Consider the following 20,385-nt stretch of genomic DNA (forward strand, 5'->3'; position numbering starts at 1 on the left):
TTTTTATTAAAAAACATAAAACCGTCTAATATCATCTTTCACAGTTCTTCCTTGATAAAATTGACGGTTTTTCTTGAATAATTTCTTTTCCCACCTCTTCCGCTTGGCATGGCGCTGGCGATCACCAAGCGGCAAAAACTACTGATAGCTCTTTTATATAGCCCGCGCTGAAATTCGCAACGGATCGCGCATCAAAAAACACGGAGAATACAGAAGAAAGGGATTAACATAGCTCAAATAAAGAAAGCGACACACACAGCTAGTGGTGCATCGCTTTTTAGTATCCGAGCGGGCGGCGAACATTTCGGTTTTTCTGGCAATTTCATTATAGACATGATAATTTGTTCCGAAATTCGCTATTTTCATTTTCAATAACATTTTTGGATGGAAACCATTACAATAATCCGACCCATTTCCAGTAAGTAGCGCTAAATAAAAGAATCAGTAAATAGCCGATAACCGTTAAAGGAACCCCTGACTTCAAGAGATCTTTTACGTTGAAAGCACCTGTTCCATACGCCAGCATATTTTGCGGTGCGCTCACCGGCAGTAAAAATCCAAAACTAACCACAAACTGTTGAATCAGCACAAAACCAATGGGATTAACGTTTAAATCAGCGGTGGTGGCAAATGCTATTAATATAGGGATTAATGCAGACGATAAACTTGTCGCACTAGCAAAACCTAAATGAATCAATATATTAAATAACGAAATGATTGCAATGATGATAAGAATCGGCATTTTTTCTAATCCCATTACTTCAAACACTTTATTCGATAACCATTGGGCTCCTTTCGTATCTAATAAAATCGTGCCAAGAGCAATACCGACCGCAAACACAATAATCGTTCCCCATGGAATCAGTTTTTCAACAGATTTCCAATCCAATACGCCAATCTTAGGAGTCAATAACACTGCCACCGCTATGAGAGTCACTGTTGTAGTATCAAAAAAATGGAGCCTTTCTTCTGTCGCCCAAAATAAAAGCAGAACAGTGGAAATGATGATAAGCCGTTTCTCCACCGGTTGCAACGGCCCTAAATCTTTTAGTTGCGAAGAGATTAATGCCTGCCCCCCTTCGATCACTTTCGTCTCAGGTTTTATTAAGTGGATCATGACGAAATAAAGAACAATGGACATTAAAGCCGACCAAGGGGCTGCATACAGAAACCAAGAGCTCCACGAAATCGATGCGCCAAACTCTTTCTCCATAAACCCTAAAGCAACCATATTTTGTGCAGCCGCTGTCTTAATTCCTACATTCCAAATGGAAACTGCTTGCACCGCTGTAATAACAAGAAGTGCACTTAATCGGCTATCTTTTGGCAATCCGAACGCCGCTACCATTCCCAGCAACATCGGAATAACAGCACCCGCCCGCGCTGTTGCGCTCGGGACAAAAAAGGCTAAAACAATGGATACAACAATTGTGCCTATCACAATATTTCTTGTTTTCGTTCCGACACGAGATAAAATCCATAGTGCGAGCCGTTTGTCAAGAGAAGTAGCTTGCATCGCTGCTGCAAGAAAAAGCGCTGCCGCCACTAATGCCACCGCTGGATTACTAAATCCCGATAATGCCATTTTCAGCGCCTCGCTTGTCCCAATGCGGGCGGAAGGATGATCGATGCCAGGTGACATGCCAAGCAATAAACCGACAAGGCCGATAATCATCGCCGCACTTACTGGATAAGACACCGCTTCGGTGACCCATAAAATAACTGCAAATGCTAAAATAGCTAAAGCTCGTTGGCCAGCCACAGGCAAATCGGCCGGGTTCGGCAGCAACATAATCACCATTAGTACGATAAATGCGAAGATGAGCCAAACCATTTTTAACTTGCTTTTTTTCATTTTTCCACTCCCCCTTTTTCCTCAGAGAATTTCCATATATCTCCTACTTTTATTATAAGGAATTATTTTCTAGTAAAACGATGATACATTTGTACATATTTTGAAAACTTTCCTGCCTAAGTCAGCTTTATGTTTCAGTCTCCCTATTTTACTAGACAAAGAAAAAAGCTTTTCACAATAACTAGAATGCTTGATTACATAATGAAAAAATTTGTTTTTTATCATCAAAAAAATCATGACCGAACAACCACGTAACAGTAAACAACGGTTGTCCGGTCATGATTCGTTGAGCAAATATATGGCTGAGTTATTATTGTCGTTTCTGAAGATGAGAAAGCACAGCGGAAATCCCGTCGATCAAATCTCCAGCAAGCACATCCCATTGTGAATGCCCGTTTTCCACAAGCATATCCGCGGCTTTTCCATGAACCCAGACGGCATTGCTAATGGCTTCTTGCGCGGAGTGATGCTGCATGAGAAACGCAGCAATCATTCCTGTCAGCACATCGCCGCTTCCGCCCTTCGCCATCGCTGGATTTCCCGTCGTATTGACATATTGCGAACCATCTGGCGTTGTGACGATCGTATAAGGCCCTTTCAACACGACATAAATGCCATACTCGGCTGCCAACTGTTTGGACAGGCCAAATCGGTCTCTTTCGATGTCACCGATCGATAAACCAAGCATGCGCGCCATTTCCCCAGGGTGCGGAGTCACAACGGTGACATTCTTTCGTTCGCGAACGAGTGCAGCGCATTCGTTCCAAAAAAACAATGCATCCGCATCCATCACGATCGGCACCGGCTGCTGCAATAAAGTGCGGACGAGCTGCCGCACCCCATCCGTCCGCCCCATCCCTGGGCCAAGCGCGACCGCATCGATATCCAATGTTGAAACATCGATCACACCGGAAAACGAACCGTCACGCGACGGGCATGGATAGCACATTGCTTCCGGAACGCGGTTGGCAACGACGGAATAAATGTCATCCGGCACAGCCATCGTCAACAACCCTGCACCGCTCCGCAGCGCGGCTTTCGCCGTTAACGTAATCGCTCCTGTCATCGGCCGGGAACCGCCAACAACAAGCAATTTTCCGTATGTTCCTTTATGGGACGAGCGTTTCCGTTTCGGCAACGTCCGCACCACATCTTCTTCTTCCCATATCAAGCGGACTGCAGCATTCCGCTCCACCACAAGCGGCGGAATGCCAATGTCAACAACAGCAAGCTCCCCATAATAATCAGCCGCCGGGAACGTGTACGCCCCAAGTTTCGGGCATTGAATCGTGATCGTCACATCGGCGCGGACTGCTGTTTCTGCCTCTCCTCCATCAGCCGGCGTTCCGCTTGGTATATCAATCGCATAAACGGTAGCATTAGAACGGTTTACCATTTCGATAATCTCTTTATACGGGGAGCGCACCGCCCCTTGAATGCCGATGCCAAGCAGCGCATCAATAATTACATCATAATGGTGGATTTGTGTGGCAAAAATCCGTTCATTTCCGGCATATTCTTTGATGTCGTACCCCGACCGTTCGTAAACGTCCAATGCGATCTTTGCCGCTCCCTTTATCTTTTCTTTTGGCGGAACAAGCCATAAATCAATGTCATATCCGTAACTTTTCAACATTCTCGCGACGACAAATCCGTCGCCGCCGTTGTTCCCTGTCCCTGAAAGCACCGCCACACGTGCCGAACGCGAAATGCGCTCTTTCAGCACATGGAACAGCGCTTGCCCTGCATTTTCCATTAATGAATCATCGCTAATGCCAATATTTTCGATCGTGTCGCGATCGATGGCATACATTTCCGCTGCCGTCACCACTCTCATGACCATCTTCCTCCTATTTGACGTATCATCACTTTCGCTATTTACTTTCATTTTACCTTACTATCAAAACAAGATTTACGCCAGTTTTCTAAACCGTACATAAAAAATTTTATTCTAAAAATTTTTAATAAAACCAATGATGTAAACGTTTTCTTTTATTTTCATCACATAAATGCTTATTGACAACCTCCTTTTGAATGATTATGATTTTAGTTACAAAATGGAATAGCGGAAACCGCTTATCAAGAGTGACCGAGGGAACAGGCCCAATGACGTCCGGCAACCTCCCGTTAGGGGAACGGTGCCAAATCCTGCAGAATGAGTCTTTCATTCTGAAAGATAAGTCGGTGTTTACATACATACCGATGCCTCTTTCTGAATGAAAGGGGCATTTTTGCTTTTCCTCTTTCCGTTTGGCCGCATCAAGGGGCGAAATTCCTGAAAATCGTCAAACTTAGCAAAAATAAAACAATAGAGGTGAAAAAGGCAATGATTGAGATAAAAAACGTAACGAAAATATATTCTACAAAAAAGAAGCAAGTTGTCGGTGTTGATAATGTTTCCTTAACGATTCAAAACGGGGAAATCTTTGGAATCATCGGTTACAGCGGTGCGGGAAAAAGCACGTTGCTGCGCTGCTTAAACCTTTTGGAACGCCCGACATCCGGCCAAGTCATCATCGATGGTGTCGATTTAACAGCATTGAACGACAAGCAGCTGCGGCAGGCCCGCTTAAAAATCGGCATGATTTTTCAGCATTTTTATCTCGTCAGCTCCAAAACAGTGTTTGAAAATGTCGCATTTGCCTTAAAAGCGGCAAAAAAGCCAAAAGAGGAAATTGAAAAACGAGTCAATGAACTGCTTGAAATGGTCGGGCTTTCCGATAAACGGGACGCATATCCGTCCCAGCTCAGCGGCGGCCAAAAACAGCGGGTCGGCATCGCCAGGGCGCTTGCGAACGATCCGACTGTCCTTTTATGCGACGAAGCAACATCGGCGCTCGACCCAAGCACAACAAAATCGATTTTAGCTTTGTTGAAAAAAATCAACCGCGAACTTGGCATCACGATCGTGCTGATAACCCATGAAATGGAAGTCGTCAAAGAGATATGCGACCGCGTTGCCGTCATGCAAAACGGAAAAATCATCGAATTGGGAACGGTGTATGATATTTTTACGAATCCGAAAGAGGAATTGACGAAATCATTTATTAACAGTGTGCTGCAATTTGAGCTTCCTGACGATTTGTTAAAGAAGCGGAAAGGAACGATTGTAAAAATTCAATTCAAAGGCGAAATTGCCGAAGAAGCCGTCGTTTCTGACATGCTGCAAACGTTCAAAGTAAAAGGAAATATTTTGCACGGAAAAATTGAATATATCCAAGATATGCCGCTCGGCATCTTCGTTATGGAGCTCACCGGCGATCCTGGCGAAGTCCAGCGTGCCATTGACTATATTTCACAAAGAACACACGGATTGGAAGTGATTGCCCATGCTGCTTGATTCACTGATCCAGTTAATTCCAGAACTGAATAAAGCGTTTTTTGAAACGATTTATATGGTGGCAATTTCGCTTTTCGTGGCGATCATCGCCGGCTTGCCGCTAGGAATCTTATTGTTCGTTACCGACCGCGGCTTATTTTTAGAAAATATAGCGGTAAAATCGATCCTTGGTTTTATTGTTAATATGATACGGTCGATTCCATTTGTCATCTTGCTTGTCGGGCTGTTGCCGCTTACCAAACTGATTACGGGAACAACGATCGGACCTACTGCAGCATCTGTATCATTGTCAGTAGCTGCCGTCCCGTTTTTTGCTAGAATTGTTGAAACATCGTTGCGGGAAATTGAAAAGGGGGTTATTGAGGCAGCGATCGCTGTTGGCGCCACCCCTTGGATGATTATTAAAGATGTTCTCTTGCCTGAGGCACGCCCCGGCATTGTGCATGGAATTACGATAACAACGATAAGTTTAATCGGATACTCGGCAATGGCAGGTATTGTCGGAGGCGGAGGAATTGGCGACTTGGCGATTCGCTTCGGTTATTACCGCTACGACGATACCGTTATGATTACGACGATTGTCATTTTAATTTGCCTTGTACAAATCATTCAGTTTTTCGGTGACCGCATCGCCCGTTTAGTGGACAAACGATAGATTGAAAATAAAAAAATTATAGGGAGGAACTTGTTATGAAAAAACAACTATCCATCATTCTCGCTTTCTTGCTATCATTTGGCATTCTCGCTGCCTGCGGAAACAAAGAAACCGCTTCGAATGCCGCAGAAGACAAGGAGAAAAAAGAACTAACCATCGGCGCTACTTCCGGACCATACAGCGACATGGTCAATAAAGCAATTAAACCGATATTGGAAAAGAAAGGCTACAACGTAAAAGTAGTCGAGTTCAGCGACTATATTCAGCCAAACTTAGCGCTTGCCAACGGGGATTTAGACGCTAATTTGTTCCAGCATAAAATTTACATGGAAAATTTCGCGAAAGAGCACCATCTCGATCTTTCCGAAGTCATTATCGTGCCGACTGCGCCGATGGGAATTTACTCGAAGAAATTTAAATCGCTTGACGAGATCACGGATGGTAGCGAAATCGCGATTCCTAACGATCCAACCAACTTAGCAAGAGCGCTTTTAATTTTGCAAGACAAGAAATTAATTAAGCTCGATCCGTCTGTCAACCCGCTCACCGTTTCGGAAAAAGACATAAAAGAAAATGTAAAACATCTTAAATTTAAGCCGATTGAAGCCGGCCAATTGCCGCGCACCGTGGAAAGCGTCGATTTAGCCGCTGTTCCCGGCAACTATGCCTTAGCCGCAAAAATGAAGCTAACGGATGCGCTTGCATTAGAAAACATGCCGGATGATTATCGCAACCGCATTGTTGTCAACACAAAAGACTTAAACAAACAATTTGTCAAAGATATTAAAGAAGCAGTAGAATCGAAAGAATTTGAACAAGTGATCGATAAGGAATTCAAAGGGTTCGGCAAACCAAAATGGATGCTGGAACGGAAATAATAATCCCCCACACAAACACGCCGCCTGCTTGCGGCGTGTTTGTTTTCGCGATTTTCGTCGATATTCAAGGGCATGGACGTTTTCCGTATAAAAGAGTTATAGTAAAAAATATAAACAAATTAAAAGAGGCGAGAACATTGACGTACATCGAATTAGGCACGCGTGAGTATAAGAAAGCTAGTTTGGCATTATTTTTCGGCGGGTTTGTCACCTTTGCGATTTTATATACGACACAGCCGCTGCTGCCGGTTTTCGCAAAAGAATTTCATGTTTCCGCCGCCTCCGCCAGCTTGACGGTGTCCGTATCTACCGGAACGTTAGCGGTAATGATGCTTATCGCAGCTAGTTTATCCGACCGCGTCGGCAAAAAGAAGGTGATGATGATATCCATGTTGCTGACATCGATGCTGGCGCTGGCCATGTCATTTAGCCCCAACTTTATTTCCCTTGTCCTTGCCCGCATGTTCCTCGGCATGGCAGCCGCAGGCATCCCATCTCTGGCCATGGCCTACGTCGCCGAAGAATTTCATCCGGCCGGGATCGGAAAAGTAATGGGGCTGTATATAAGCGGGACGAGCCTTGGCGGCATGGCTGGCCGGATTTTAACCGGCCTGTTAACCGACTTGTTTTCGTGGCGGACAGCGCTATTTGCCATTGGAATTATTTCGCTTCTGTTAAGCTTGATTTTTGCTCTCATTCTCCCGGCACCTCGTCATTCAGTGAACAAACCGCTCAATGGCAAAACCGCGCTGCGGGCATATGCCGTTCATTTACATAATAAACCGTTAATGGCTCTTATTGTGCTTGGCTTTTTATTTATGGGCGGATTTGTGACGCTGTATAATTATATCGGCTTTTTATTAGGCGATCCGCCGTATTCGTTCAGCCAGTCCGTACTTGGTTTTTTGTTTATCGTGTACTTGTTCGGCAGCTTTAGCTCGGTTTATATGGGAAAAAAAGCCGACTTATACGGCCATGCGCTGGTGTTAAGCATTTCCGTGGCATTAACCGCACTTGGTGCGGTGGTTACGCTTGTTCCGTCTGTTGTTGTCAAAATCATCGGGCTTTCGTTATTTACCTTCGGCTTTTTCGGTTGTCACTCGATCGCGAGCGCTTGGATTGGCGAATGTGCGAACGTGAATAAGGCGCAAGCCTCGTCTCTTTACCTCTTATTCTATTATTTAGGCTCCAGCCTTGCTGGCACAGCCGGCGGCTATTTTTGGACCCACTTTCATTGGCTTGGCGTCATCACATTTATTGTGATTTTATTGTTATTAAGCTATCCGCTGATCAGCTATGCTCATAAACATCTCAAGCAGTTACCACAATAGAGGAGAGAAAAGGCTTCTTCACCTTCTCTCTTTTCTTGCTCTGCAAAAGGGATGAACGCGATAAACATCGATGTTTCAATTAGCGGCTGTTTGGCAAACAGCTGTCTCGCTTCGATAGCAGCCAGAGATTCACTCGACGTTAATCTACCGCCGTTGTTTCTGCCTGTACCAGGCTAACGCTTTCTTCTCCGTCTCTCTTACAAATGCCTCTTTTCCTTTTATATATGCTTGGATATCATTAGGAAACTGTTTGGCAAGCGATATTTTCAGGCGGTTGTATGTCTTGGCCTCTTCGGGATGGGCGATCATATATTCCTTAAGCGCTATATGTCTTACAATATGCTCACTTCCTGCCGGAAACACATGGACATGGTGGGTGCGCTCATCCCCGCCTTTTTGGAAAAAGCGGCGCTGCGGAATGCCGTTTTCTCCCATCGCCTGATAGCCAAGTTCTGCCATTGCCTTATGATATTGGTCGACGTGATCAATATGATGGACTTCTAGCAAAATATCAATAATAGGCTTGGCGCTCATTTCCGGGATGGCCGTGCTGCCAATATGATCGATGCGCAAACATTCTTTGCCAAATACTTGTTTCAGCTTTTCCGCTTCTTTGGCAAACATCGTCGCCCACTGCTCGCAAAACGGGACGACTTCTACTTTCCGGGCAATGATGATCACATCCTTTTCCTCGCTGTCGTTGCAAAACGATTATTTTTGGCTTTCGATCACCTGCAGCCCAAATTGCAAACAGTCTTCACAAATTGACGCAAACGGCCCTCTGGCAAGACGTTGTTTCTTACGAAAGCAAAACGAGCAGCGTTCGTTCGCGCTTTCTTTCGCCGTTGAGGACATACCGTTTCTTTCCGCCATGTTCAGCATTTTCATGTTCTCATACACATGATGGATCAATATCTCATCAATAGATGCAAACTCCCCTTTGCATTTCATGGCGGCGAGCTTGCTAGCGACCGCCATCCCTTCATAAAATCGCTGTCTCTCTTTGTCTTCGTCATGTTCCGCTGCCGCCATCATGTCTTCGGAAAATTGCTCCAACGCTTCTGCTGTCAAGCTGTTCAGCCATGTTTTTTGGTCACCATTCATTAAATCATCTCCCCCTATTCTAGTTACTTATTCCCAATACGACAAAAAGCGGGCATATTCCTTCTTATTGTCGCTCATCAAGAAACCGAGCGCGGACGTCGGAGGCGGGCATCAGGCAATGGTCGCGCTTTCCAAACCATTTATACCGATGCTTGGCGACAAAATCATATACACTATCCCGCAGCGGCTTTGGAACAAGCCAAAATATATATAACAGCTTCCAAGCGCCAGCAAGATGCCGGCAAATGCGGAGAACGGCGCTTGACTTCGCATAATAGCGGCTGTTTTCAAACACCACGAGACTGTCCATTGCGGGAATGCCAAACTTTTCCCGCAGCGCTTTGCCTGTTTCACTTTGCAAAGAAGCAAAGCGAAATACGGCATGCGGGTCGCGCGCGATAATAAATTGCACACTCGCGCTGCAAAGCGAACAAACACCATCAAACAAGATGATTGGATGCATCATTCTCCCCCATTTTCTCGCCATTGACCGGTTCCATACATTCTATGACATCGTTTTTCGGTGAATTGACTATCGTCGACACTTCGTACATTTTCATTTCTTCAGCAGGATACGGCTGCAACAGTGATTTCACATAATCGGTATCTTCAAGATGCGGATCCAGCCAGGCGTCATGCCAATCTTGCGGCAAAATTACCGGCATGCGGTCGTGAATTCCTTTCACTAATTCGTTCGCCGTTGTGGTGATAATTGTGCACGTATACAGCGTTTCGCCACGTTTTTCCCATGTTTCCCATAAACCAGCAAATGCAAATGGCTGTCCGTCCCGCAATGTTATGCGGTACGGGATTTTTTTCCCTTCTACCGTTTTCCACTCATAAAATCCGTCGGCCAAAATCAAACAACGTCTCCGTTTGAGCGCGCGGCGAAAGCTTGGCTTTTCATCGACCGTTTCCGCCCTTGCGTTAATCATCTTCCATCCGATTTTCGGATCATCCGCCCAAGATGGCACCAACCCCCACTTCATCATCTTCCCAATTCTTTTCCCTTCCGCTTCAAATACGGTCAGCACCGCTTGATTTGGCGCGATATTGAACCGGGGCGCGATGTCTTCTTCGAAGACAAACTTAAAAAGCGATCGAAGCTGCTCAATCCCAACAGCTAATGAAAATCGTCCGCACATCGACAATGTCCCTCCCTTTATATAATATAGGCGGATGAAAAAGGAATTTGCTTCATAGTAAGTAAAAGTATAATATAAAAAAGGGGTTATATGCATGGAACTTGTTGCGCTTGGATACTTTGGCGTTGTGATGTTGCTGCTGCGAGGGACTACGCCGGCGCAAAAGCGGCGGATTTGCGGCACGTTTGCCGCTTTGGTCGCCATCTTTATGATTGGCTTATTTTATAGATTCACTATCAACCAGGATCACTCGGAATGACAACACACGGGGGGCCGTTCCGTCATATCTCGTGTTTGCTTTTTCATTGCTTCTGCTTATGTTGTTTCGCTTTATTCTGAAAGCAATGGCGGCACCTTCTGGAGCACGAGTATGGCTGTTTGTTTTTGCCATCTTCTTTACGCTCGTTTATGCCGTCGCTTACATTGTGTTATTTTTTTCCGGTTGTGCCGTGAGGCAGCCCGTAATGCGCAAGAAAAAACTCCTTAGACATGAAATTCTCACATGCCCAAGGAGCATAAATGAGCTAAAGCGTATTTTTTTCATCCTTAGCAAACAATATATCTCTTTGTAATTTTTTCTAAACTTTCTGCCATTTTTTGAAGTGTACTAGATGATGCGTCTAAATTTTGCGCGGTGTGTACTTGTTTTTCCACCGCCGCATTTAATTCTTGCGTGCCGGCTGAAATTTGTTGGACAGCGCTGGCAATCGACTCGATAGCGCGGTTTAATTGTTCTATCGCTGACGCTTGTTGATCGACAGCATTGGCGATATTGGTAGAATTTTCGTTAATCTTTTCGGTGACAGACATGATTACAGAGAGGGAATGTTTTGCTTTATCAGCTAAATGCTGGCTTTCTATCACTTCATCTCTAACCTTATCCATTTCAGACATAGCTTCATCTGTACTTTTTTTATTCCGATTAACAATTTCAATAATATTTTTGGCCGCTTTTGCGCTTTCTTCCGCCAATTTTCTCACTTCTTCGGCTACAATAGTAAAGCCTTTCCCATGCTCGCCGGCGCGGGCCGCTTCGATAGCAGCGTTTAGCGCAAGCAAATTAGTTTGGTCACTAATGTTCGTAATGATATTCACCAGCTGGGCGATTTCATTCGATTCGCTGTTCAACCGCGAAATTGTATTTTTTAGTTTTTCGGAAGCAGATGCCACTAACGTTAATCGTTGAACAACGTGGTCGACTGCGTCAACGCCTTCTTTGGAAGTGTTTAAAGATTTTTTTGTGACATCATTCGCTTGTTGGGCCGACGCATTGATCTCTTCGACAGAAGCGTTGATCTCTTCAACAGCCGCCTGAACTTCTTCAATATTGGCGCTTTGCTCTTGGATGCTTGCAGAATTTTGCTGGATCGATGCAGATAATTGTTCCATCGATTTCATCGATAAATTTGCCGATTCAGACAGTGAATTAGAAAATCGGACTAATTCATTAGAATCGCTTTGCAGCTTTATGATTACATTGCGCAAACTTGCCGTCATATTGTTGATGGTCCTTGACAGTATCTCCAGCTCGCCTTTTGCTTCCACTTGAACAGTCTGGCTTACATCGCCATCCATAATGACCCGCGCCCGTTCTGTAAGCTCGAAAATCGGTTTTACTAGAAAATAATGGAGAATGCCAAAAGAAACGATAATTGACACCACGGATACTGTAAACGAGACCGCTATTCCATTTACTACATTTTCAAGAAGATAGCTCATGAGATAATGCACTAGTTCAAACCCTACGAGAGTGAGCAAAATAACGCGGCTTAAATATGACACTTTCCATCTCATTGAGCTGTCCTTCCTTTCTTGTTTTTTCAAGCATTTTCTACATGTACCGCTAATTTCATTGTTTCCATCCTTAACAAAGATGATGGCATTTGCGAGAAATAGCGAAACATGCATCCGCGCGTGCCATTCTTCCTTCTTCACTCCCGTTTCTTTCATTCTTGAATGACGTTTTTGTTTATCATAACTTAAATGATATCGTGGAATCATAATTTTAAAATAACTCTTTATTCCTAATTTTTAACTGACACGACATCCATAAAAAACCGAAAACATTTTCTGATAATAAAAAACATTTCCGGTTCATCTTGGCTACCGCTATTTTCGGAATTCTTCCTCTAAATTATCGCGCAATAAGAACACGATCACCCGCTCCCCTGTGCGGGTGCTGATGTCTGTATGCATGCTGATGACATCCTTTCCTGTGATTCGCGTAATCATTTCTTTTAATTGCTCGCTGCCTGATTCAATTAAATCCGCGCGAATCCGCTTAATCGACAGCAACCCCTCCTTCGTGCTTGCTAAGTTTTTTTCCGCTGGAGTTAAAATTCCTTTCAATTGAATAAGAATAATATTCCGGATGATGTCCGTTTTCACGGCAACTGATCCTCGTCCTAAATATTCTTTTTCCCATTGCGTCAGCGCACGGCTGATTTGATCTTCCATTTCTCCTTTTGATACAGGCATCTTTCTATTCCCCTTTTCCCTTGAGCTTCTCCCGCTGACTCGCTTTGCCCGTCAAAGAGGGAGGCTTCTCTGTTATTTGCTGAACAAAAAAACGGCATGGTCACTATTTCAGTGAAACATCCCGGTCAAGCCAAAACAACATATGTATTCATTGTGTTGCTTCCCATCTAGCAATTGAACGATCTATCAAAACGGCATGATTTATTTACTATTATCATTAATTCATATCGTTTTTTCTGTCAAGAAAAAATTTTACTTTACAATTCGCATCTTTTTAGAAACTCTGCCCATCAATGCTCCTTCCTCCAGCAAGCTTATCTCTGTCGAATTGTGCCCACTTCATTTATCAAATAACAGAGCCGCCATGGAAGCGGCTCTGTATCATTTTCGTCACGAAGGGGATAGCTGTCTCTGTCCATGAATAATGACTTCAAAATGGCGAACAGAAAGCATTTGTTCATCCACTAAATGGCGATTCCAAATATGCTGCAAAAAGAGCTGGGCAATCAAGCAATTCCGTTCATTTTCTTGGGCGCGTTCGAGAGCGACGACGCTTAAATAAATGTCACACAGGCGGTTGGCGATTTTTTTTGCATGAAATGTTTGCACCTCTTCCGGCTGGCCGTCAAGCCGCTTCAACGCTTCCGCAAGTTCGTGTAATCCTTGCTTCACCGGACTGGCAAGCGGCTCAACATCGTCAGAAAGGGAAGAGAGCGCCTCCGCCATTTTGGCAATAAACTGCTCATGAACACGGTATTTACGCATTAACCGCAACACTTCCAGTCCTAAAATGTTAGCCGTCCCTTCCCATACCGTCAGCACTTGCGCATCACGAAGCAAGCGCGGCGTCACGAAATCTTCGATATAGCCGTTGCCGCCGTGCATTTCGATCGCTTCATGGGCAAAGGCGATGGCTTCTTCAGCGGTGCGCATTTTCAATAAGGCGATGAGAAGACGGTTCCACGCTTTTTCTTCCTCTGTCGCTTCATCCGGTGCAGTCATGACTCGCTCAAACACGGAAATCATTTCAAAGCAGGCGCTCGTTTGCACTTCTTGCCGTGCCGTTAAATCGGCAAGTGTTTCTCGAACCATCGGATAGTCGGTCAGTTTATGACCGAAGGCAGTGCGGTTAGCGGCATACTGCTTCGCTTCCTCTAACGCCCGCTTCATAATGCCGATCGACCCGACCGCATTGCAGACGCGCGACAAGTTTAACGCTTCCATCATATAATAGAAGCCTTTTTTCGGATCGCCGATGACATACGCTTTCGCTCCGTCAAAAACAACCTCTGCCGACGGCACGGCGCGAACTCCCAGCTTATCTTTCAAACGGCGGATTTGAATGCTGTTAAGCGTGCCGTCTTCGTTGCGCCACGGGACAAGGAATAAGCTCAGCCCTTTTGTTCCCGGCTCGCTTCCGTCAATGCGCGCTAGCACGGCGGCGACACCGCAGCGGCCGGCGTTGCTGGCAAAATATTTTTCCCCGAACAATTTGTAGTGATCGCCGCACAGAACGGCACGCACCGCATTAGCGCCGACGTCAGAGCCGCCTTGGCGCTCCGTTAAAAAAGTGGCGCCTTCATACAATTCAATTTCTCCGGTGGAAATGACATGCGGCAAATATTTTTTTTTCAAATTTTCATCGGCAAAATGTTCAAGCAAATAGGCGGTGGCCATAGTCAATGTCACCGGGCAATAAACCCCTGTCTCCACCTGTGACAATAGGTAGCCTTGCGCGTACGAATAAATATAATTTCCTTTCCGCCCCAGCTCAGGAATCGGCTTATGGACATAGCCGACGATTCCCGTTTCATATGTTTGTTTCGCCGTCTGCTGGTAGCCTTCATTAACCCATACTTCAGAAATCTCGTTGCCAAAGCGATCGTATTTGATCAGGCGCGGCTGGCCTTCGCGGTCGGTGTGCACAGCACGGCGGTCAATATCGGTCATGCAAAGCTGGTAAAACTGTTCCAGCTCTTTTTCCGCATAGGCATATAACTCCTTATCTAAATACTTTTTTAAGTTGGCGAGCAAATTCGGATCAACGTCGCTCAGCCGTCTCATCGTACTTCCCCCTTAACACTTGTTTTAACACTTTTCCTGTCGCATTGCGCGGCAGTTCCTCAATTTGCTCATATAAGCGCGGAATTTTATAGTCAGCGATCTGCCCTTTAAGAAAGCGTTTACAAATTTCTGCGAGATTTTCCAGCGGTTTGCCGGCAACGACAAACGCTTTGGCCGTTTCTCCCCATTCCGGATGCGGAACGCCGATGACCGCGACATCGACAATGTCCGGATGTGTGCGCAGCACATCTTCCACTTCTTTCGGATAAATGTTGACGCCGCCGGAAATAATGATGTCCTTTTTGCGGTCGATCACCCAAATATAGCCGTCTTCATCACGGCGGGCCAAATCGCCGGTATATAGCCAGCCGTCTTTCATTGTTTCCTTCGTTTTTTCTTCATCTTTATAGTAGCCTTTCATCACGCTTTCCCCACGCAGCGCAATCTCGCCGATTTCCCCCGGCGGCACTTCCTTCCCTTGGTCATCAACGATTTTCACTTCGCAATGAAGGGCGGCGTATTTGCCGACACTGCCGGCTTTTTCGGCATGCTCTTCCGGCGATAAATACGTTCCGTTCGGACCCGCTTCGGTGAGGCCGTATAAACACATGAGACGGTCGGTGCGGAATCGGCTGGCAATGAACAACACCTCGGTGCGTGACAAAGGCGCGCCGCCGTACGTCCAATAGCGGACGGAAGAAAGGTTATAATCATGTAGGCGCGGATGCTTGGCAGCCAGCAAGTAAGCAACAGGCGCGCCAAAAAAGTGGGTGATTTCATGCTGCTCCACAAGCTGGAGCAACGCTTCTGGAGAAAACGCTGGTGCCAGTACATGGGTGGCGCCGACATAGGTGCCGCCGACAAAAAACAAATGCAGCGGTGCGGAATGGCTGAGAGGCATCATATGCAAAATGCGGCTGTGGCGGTCCATTTTCGCTTCGATGACCATCATCGTCGCGACGGCAAAAATGTTGCGGTTCGTAAACAAGACTCCCTTCGGCCGTCCTGTTGTTCCCGATGTGTACAAAATCGTTGCTTCATCCGCTTCGTTCAGCGGGCAAACAACCGGAGCGGGCGACCCTGCTGCTATCAAGTCAGCCATGGATACCCAGCCATCAGCTGCTTCTCCCGTTTTGATCCAAACGACATTCCCTTGTCCTACCAGCGGGGCGATCTGCCCGCAAATCCATTCATGGGCAATCACCGCTTTTGCCTCGCTATGATGGAGAATATATTGCACCTCGGAAGCAGTGAGGCGCGCGTTGGCTGGAACGACAATAGCGCCAAGGCGAAGCGCGGCAAAATACGCAAACACAAATTCCTTCGTATTCGGCATATACAAAATCACTTTATCTCCTTGGCGAATGCCAAGCCGGGCCAGTGACGAAGCCAAGCGGTTGACCGTCCGGTCGACTTCCGCATACGATAGCTCTTCGTTTCCATCAATGATCGCCGTTTTATCCGGAAATTTTCTCGCATTGCGCGCGAGCAGCTCTGAAATGTTCATCCATCCAACCCCTCCAATTCACGCAATCGCTTTTCAAAATCCGCTAGCATCGCTTCCATCTCCTCTTTCAGCTGCAGGAGATCATCGATCCGCTCGCTCACCTCCTTTATTTTCTGCTTCCCGTATTCGATCGTTTTTTCCAGCTGTTTCCGCCCAGTGCGGTCTTGATCAAAAAGGGAAATCATTTCGTGAATCTCCTCAAGCGAAAAGCCAAAGCGCTTGCCGCGCAAAATCAGCTTTAATTTCGCGCGCTCCTTTTTTGTGTACAGACGCTGTCCCGATTCCGTGCGAATCGGGGCAATCAGCCCGCGCTCTTCGTAATAGCGGATCGTCCGTGTGCTTATATCAAATTCTTGTGCCAGCTGGGAAATGGTGAAGTAATGCATATTATTCCCTTCTATCATTTTAATTTTCTGAATTTTATTTTAATTTACGTTTACGTTAAAGTCAACTAAATTTTCCATAATAAAACAAAAAGGAGGATTCCCCCCCTTAACTGCTCGCGCTCGTATAAAAGCGAAGCGCAAAGCGCCAAAAGCGGCGCGCCAGCCATAAAAAGACTAAAGCCAGCAAAACGGCGATAAATGCAGTCGCCATATTCCACTTCCCTAACAATGACAACGCCGGCATGTTCGTAATGACAGCGGCTGGCAAGACGTACGTCAGCACGATGCGCACCAAGCCGCGGTACATGCCAATCGGAAATCTGGCTGTTTCAAAAAACGAATCAAAAATAAAGGACAAGTCGTCAATGCGGATGACCCAAAACGACGTCGTCATCAGCATCATCCATAACGAATAAATCAATACGAATGATGCCGCAATGGTAATGAGAAAAATAAGCACATCGAATAATGACGGAATATAACGCTTGACCATCAAGCCGTAGCCGATGACGCCAAGGCCAAGCAACACGTCAATCAGGCGCCAAAACACTAAATGGCGAAAGCTGACGTAAAACATGCTATCGACCGGCTTTGTCAAAATATAATCCAACGTGCCGCGGCGGACATGCTCAAGCAGGCGCGGCATGTTTGGACGCAACGCAAAATCAATCATCCCTCTCAGCGTATTAAAGACGCCAAGCAAAACAAGCACGTCGGCATATGTCCAGCCGCCTAATTGGTCAGTCTGATAGAAAAAGATGTTAACCGTCAAAACCGCAATCCCAATGCCAAAAAAGCTGGAGATGAGATTGCCGAGAAACTCGCTGCGATATTCCAATTCTTCCACAAAACAGGCGCGGAAAAACTCGCGGAAAATCCGTACATATCTTCGCACGCTTAACCACCTACCGCTTGGTTTTTCTTTAATCCCGCTTTCCATATCCACCGCAAAGCGATAACGAACACCACAATCCAAATGGAAGCGATGGCAAAGCCTTGCAGCATATCATGGCTATTGGCTGCTTTGGTAATGATGTCAATCGGAAAGCCAATCATATAACGAAACGGCAAAAAAATGCTCCACTGCTGCAACACCGGCGGCAGCAGCGACAACGGCGCAATCCGCCCTGATAAAAATAGAGAAATCACTTCCAGCACGCCATAGACCGCCGTAACTTTGGTAATCCAAAAGCCGAGCAGCCCGCAAATGTAGCTAAGCAAAAAGCGCAGCACAGCGCCAAGCAGCACCGCCACCAAAAACAAAAGCACCTGTTCCCCTGTCACATCAAAGCGCAGCGCAGGCACAAACAGAGCCGCTATCGCCCATACCGGAGCCAAGATGGCAGCAAACAATGCTTTATACACCACATTTTCCGCAATCGCCCAGTGAATCGGATGCAACGGCCGCAAAATGTAGTTTGAAAACGTCCCTTCGCGAATTTCGCGTTCAAGCTCCCAAACGTCCCACGCGCTCGTCATCCGCTCAACAAAAATAACGGCCATAAAGTAAAAAATAAAAGCATCGCTTTGCGCCGGATCAATGTTCATCCATACGACCATTGTTATGAGCGGCTGGGTGATGGCGCCCGTCATCCAGACGAGAGTGGCCAGGCGGTAAGCAAGCATTTCGATATATTTCATGCGCAGAAGGGCAATGTATTTACGAATCATGTAATCCCTCCTGAAACGCGCGCGTAATGACTTCTTCCATCGGCGGGTCTTGAATGTTAATGTCATGGACGTGGAAATGCTGCAAAAAATGCGCCGACACTTCTGCCACTTTCTCCCGCGCCACTCGCAATGCCACATTGCCGTCTTCGATTTCAACAACCTCTCCGAAATCTTCCCAGCGCACGTCAGGCACCTTGGCAAAGCGGACTTCGAGCCGCTTGTATGGGGCGAGTTTCTCCGTCAGCACCGTCAACTCCCCGTCATAAATCAACTTTCCATAATTGATAATCATGACACGGTCACATAGCGCCGTCACATCGCCCATATAATGCGACGTCAGCAAAATCGTCGTTTCATGCTCGCGGTTGTAATCAACGATAAAACGGCGCACTTTTTCCTGTGTATGGACATCAAGCCCGATCGTCGGCTCGTCTAAAAACAATACTTGCGGGCGATGCAGCAGCGCCGCCGCCAGCTCGCAGCGCATCCGCTGCCCGAGCGACAAACTGCGCGTCGGTTTGGTCAAAAGTGGCTCAAGCTCCAACAATTCCACTAATTCGTCCAACGTTTCGCGAAACGTCCGGTCATCGATTTCATAAATCGCCTTGTTGACTAAAAATGTTTCCATCGGCGGGATATCCCAAATGAGCTGGCTTTTCTGCCCCATCACCAAACTCATCATTTTTTTAAATTCCGCTTTTTGCTCAAACGGAACGAAACCGCCAACTGTTATTTCTCCTGAAGTCGGATGCAACAGCCCGGCCAGCATTTTCATCGTCGTCGTTTTGCCGGCGCCATTCGGACCTAAAAATCCGACAATTTCCCCCTTTTCGATCGTAAACGAAATATCTTTGACTGCTTCCACCACCCGGTATTCGCGCCTCCATAAGCTGCGCAAGGCCTCCAGCCAGCCCGCTTGGCGGACATGGACGCGAAATGATTTATGCAAATGCTTCACATGAATCATGGTTTCTTCCCCCAACTGATGACAAGATGTTTTGTCCGTACATTATTTTTATATGATTAGCAGGCAGCACGCAAACAAAAAGCAGGCCTCCAAAATGAACGGCACTTTAACGGGCAGGGCAATGCCCGCAGCGGAAAGCGTAGCAAAGTCTTTCAGCTCTTGGCAAACTTTATCAACCGCTCGATGAAGATAAAGCCAATCTGGGCTTTCCATCAACAAATAGCGCAGCAGAAGTTATCCAAGCAAATTATAATTGAATTTTTATTTAAATATTTTTATAATTATACAAAACTGTTTGATAAGGGGGAACGAACATGGAACGAACGCCCGAATCCGCCAATTTAAAGGACTATCTGGAAGAATTAGATGTTGTCGATTTTTCTCATCCTCTCATCCAGAAAAAAATAAATGAATTGTTTCATGAAGGGCAGTCAGAACTGGAAAAGGCGAAAATAGCATTTGAATTTGTCAGGGATGAAATTTCGCACTCATGGGATATACAAAGCGCAAGAGTTACATGCAAAGCTTCTGAGGTGCTTCACTATAAAGAAGGAATTTGTTACGCAAAAGCGAATTTATTAGCCGCTTTGTTAAGATCGCAAGGGATCCCGACAGGTTTTTGTTATCAACGGCTCATGCTATTCGATACACCGGACAAGGGGTATTCTCTTCATGCGCTGAATGGTGTTTTTCTTTCTTCATTAAATCGGTGGATTCGTTTAGATGCTCGCGGAAACAAACCAGGTGTACAGGCAGAATTTTCTATAGATAAAGAAATATTAGCATTTCCCGTCCAAGAGGAGCTGGGCGAAAAAGATTTTCCGATCATTTATACCAAGCCGAATCCAAAAACCATTTCCGTTTTAAAGGAACATACAAATGCGTTAAAAATGTATAAATATTATTTGCCAGACAATCTATAAAAAATCGGAAAAATGCTGTTCCGTTCTATGTTCAAACTTTGCCGCTATGGAACACATTAGATCATCATAAAAAGGAACGCC

The 20,385-nt window shown here is 45.8% G+C and carries 20 protein-coding genes and 1 riboswitch; of the genes, 6 read left to right on the plus strand and 14 right to left on the minus strand.

All coding sequences use genetic code 11. The features are described 5' to 3' along the window. Positions 1–394 precede the first annotated feature (394 nt). Together AOT13_RS14540 and AOT13_RS14545 are read right to left on the minus strand one after the other, a co-directional pair. Positions 395–1,855 (minus strand): DASS family sodium-coupled anion symporter, encoded by a 1,461-nt coding sequence (locus AOT13_RS14540; protein WP_003249954.1) that lies wholly within the window; start codon positions 1,853–1,855, stop codon positions 395–397. 310 nt (positions 1,856–2,165) lie between these two features. After that, entirely contained in the window at positions 2,166–3,692 is a 1,527-nt protein-coding gene (locus tag AOT13_RS14545) for an NAD(P)H-hydrate dehydratase (protein WP_003249953.1), read from the minus strand. Positions 3,693–3,928: 236 nt separating this feature from the next. Further along, positions 3,929–4,038: riboswitch (SAM riboswitch) on the plus strand. Between the two features lie 143 nt (positions 4,039–4,181). Between AOT13_RS14545 and AOT13_RS14550 the strand changes: the two genes are divergently transcribed. The 4 genes from AOT13_RS14550 to AOT13_RS14565 all read left to right on the plus strand — a co-directional run bounded on the left by AOT13_RS14550 (position 4,182) and on the right by AOT13_RS14565 (position 8,059). After that, positions 4,182–5,195, plus strand: coding sequence for a methionine ABC transporter ATP-binding protein (locus AOT13_RS14550; RefSeq protein ID WP_003249951.1), 1,014 nt, complete (start codon positions 4,182–4,184; stop codon positions 5,193–5,195). Further along, positions 5,185–5,850: a methionine ABC transporter permease gene (locus tag AOT13_RS14555; protein WP_003249949.1), complete on the plus strand. Its 666-nt coding sequence runs from the start codon at positions 5,185–5,187 to the stop codon at positions 5,848–5,850. Before AOT13_RS14550 ends, AOT13_RS14555 begins: the two co-directional genes overlap by 11 nt. Before the next feature lie 35 nt (positions 5,851–5,885). Further along, positions 5,886–6,728 (plus strand): MetQ/NlpA family ABC transporter substrate-binding protein, encoded by an 843-nt coding sequence (locus tag AOT13_RS14560; RefSeq protein WP_003249948.1) that lies wholly within the window; start codon positions 5,886–5,888, stop codon positions 6,726–6,728. Between the two features lie 137 nt (positions 6,729–6,865). Continuing rightward, positions 6,866–8,059, plus strand: coding sequence for an MFS transporter (locus AOT13_RS14565; protein WP_173662714.1), 1,194 nt, complete (start codon positions 6,866–6,868; stop codon positions 8,057–8,059). A 144-nt stretch (positions 8,060–8,203) separates the two neighbouring features. Here AOT13_RS14565 and AOT13_RS14570 read toward each other — a convergent pair whose 3' ends face one another. The 4 genes from AOT13_RS14570 to AOT13_RS14585 all read right to left on the minus strand — a co-directional run bounded on the left by AOT13_RS14570 (position 8,204) and on the right by AOT13_RS14585 (position 10,308). Further along, positions 8,204–8,740 carry a GrpB family protein gene (locus tag AOT13_RS14570; protein WP_003249944.1) on the minus strand — a complete coding sequence of 179 codons (537 nt, stop codon included), beginning with the start codon at positions 8,738–8,740 and terminating at the stop codon, positions 8,204–8,206. Between the two features lie 30 nt (positions 8,741–8,770). Then, on the minus strand, positions 8,771–9,163 hold the full coding sequence (locus AOT13_RS14575) for a hypothetical protein (protein WP_003249943.1): 393 nt from the start codon (positions 9,161–9,163) through the stop codon (positions 8,771–8,773). A gap of 64 nt (positions 9,164–9,227) precedes the next feature. After that, positions 9,228–9,626, minus strand: a complete 399-nt coding sequence (locus tag AOT13_RS14580; protein ID WP_003249942.1) for a thiol-disulfide oxidoreductase DCC family protein — start codon at positions 9,624–9,626, stop codon at positions 9,228–9,230. Then, entirely contained in the window at positions 9,604–10,308 is a 705-nt protein-coding gene (locus AOT13_RS14585; RefSeq protein ID WP_003249940.1) for an SOS response-associated peptidase, read from the minus strand. Before AOT13_RS14585 ends, AOT13_RS14580 begins: the two co-directional genes overlap by 23 nt. A 94-nt stretch (positions 10,309–10,402) precedes the next feature. Here AOT13_RS14585 and AOT13_RS20180 point away from each other — a divergent pair, with 94 nt between their 5' ends. Beyond that, positions 10,403–10,567 (plus strand): hypothetical protein, encoded by a 165-nt coding sequence (locus AOT13_RS20180; RefSeq protein ID WP_013876800.1) that lies wholly within the window; start codon positions 10,403–10,405, stop codon positions 10,565–10,567. A gap of 287 nt (positions 10,568–10,854) precedes the next feature. Here the strand turns inward: AOT13_RS20180 and AOT13_RS14595 are convergent, their stop codons facing one another. From AOT13_RS14595 to AOT13_RS14630, 8 genes are all read right to left on the minus strand, one after another. Then, positions 10,855–12,102 (minus strand): methyl-accepting chemotaxis protein, encoded by a 1,248-nt coding sequence (locus AOT13_RS14595; RefSeq protein WP_003249938.1) that lies wholly within the window; start codon positions 12,100–12,102, stop codon positions 10,855–10,857. Positions 12,103–12,417: 315 nt separating this feature from the next. Then, a complete protein-coding gene (locus AOT13_RS14600; RefSeq protein WP_003249936.1) occupies positions 12,418–12,786 on the minus strand; it encodes a Na-translocating system protein MpsC family protein in 369 nt (122 codons plus the stop codon). Positions 12,787–13,176: 390 nt separating this feature from the next. Further along, the gene (locus AOT13_RS14605) at positions 13,177–14,850 is read right to left on the minus strand and encodes an acyl-CoA dehydrogenase family protein (protein WP_042383815.1); all 1,674 of its coding nucleotides are present in this window, start codon (positions 14,848–14,850) and stop codon (positions 13,177–13,179) included. Further along, positions 14,828–16,357, minus strand: coding sequence for a class I adenylate-forming enzyme family protein (locus AOT13_RS14610; protein ID WP_042383817.1), 1,530 nt, complete (start codon positions 16,355–16,357; stop codon positions 14,828–14,830). The genes AOT13_RS14605 and AOT13_RS14610 overlap by 23 nt, the downstream gene beginning before the upstream one ends. Further along, entirely contained in the window at positions 16,354–16,743 is a 390-nt protein-coding gene (locus AOT13_RS14615) for a MerR family transcriptional regulator (protein ID WP_003249930.1), read from the minus strand. The genes AOT13_RS14610 and AOT13_RS14615 overlap by 4 nt, the downstream gene beginning before the upstream one ends. 106 nt (positions 16,744–16,849) lie before the next feature. Then, positions 16,850–17,638 (minus strand): ABC transporter permease, encoded by a 789-nt coding sequence (locus AOT13_RS14620; RefSeq protein ID WP_003249928.1) that lies wholly within the window; start codon positions 17,636–17,638, stop codon positions 16,850–16,852. Between the two features lie 2 nt (positions 17,639–17,640). After that, positions 17,641–18,414, minus strand: a complete 774-nt coding sequence (locus AOT13_RS14625) for an ABC transporter permease (protein ID WP_003249926.1) — start codon at positions 18,412–18,414, stop codon at positions 17,641–17,643. Continuing rightward, entirely contained in the window at positions 18,404–19,381 is a 978-nt protein-coding gene (locus tag AOT13_RS14630) for an ABC transporter ATP-binding protein (RefSeq protein WP_003249923.1), read from the minus strand. The genes AOT13_RS14625 and AOT13_RS14630 overlap by 11 nt, the downstream gene beginning before the upstream one ends. A gap of 314 nt (positions 19,382–19,695) precedes the next feature. Between AOT13_RS14630 and AOT13_RS14635 the strand changes: the two genes are divergently transcribed. Then, positions 19,696–20,304 carry a transglutaminase-like domain-containing protein gene (locus AOT13_RS14635; protein WP_003249921.1) on the plus strand — a complete coding sequence of 203 codons (609 nt, stop codon included), beginning with the start codon at positions 19,696–19,698 and terminating at the stop codon, positions 20,302–20,304. Positions 20,305–20,385 lie beyond the last annotated feature (81 nt).

Source organism: Parageobacillus thermoglucosidasius (assembly GCF_001295365.1).
Lineage (GTDB): Bacteria > Bacillota > Bacilli > Bacillales > Anoxybacillaceae > Parageobacillus > Parageobacillus thermoglucosidasius.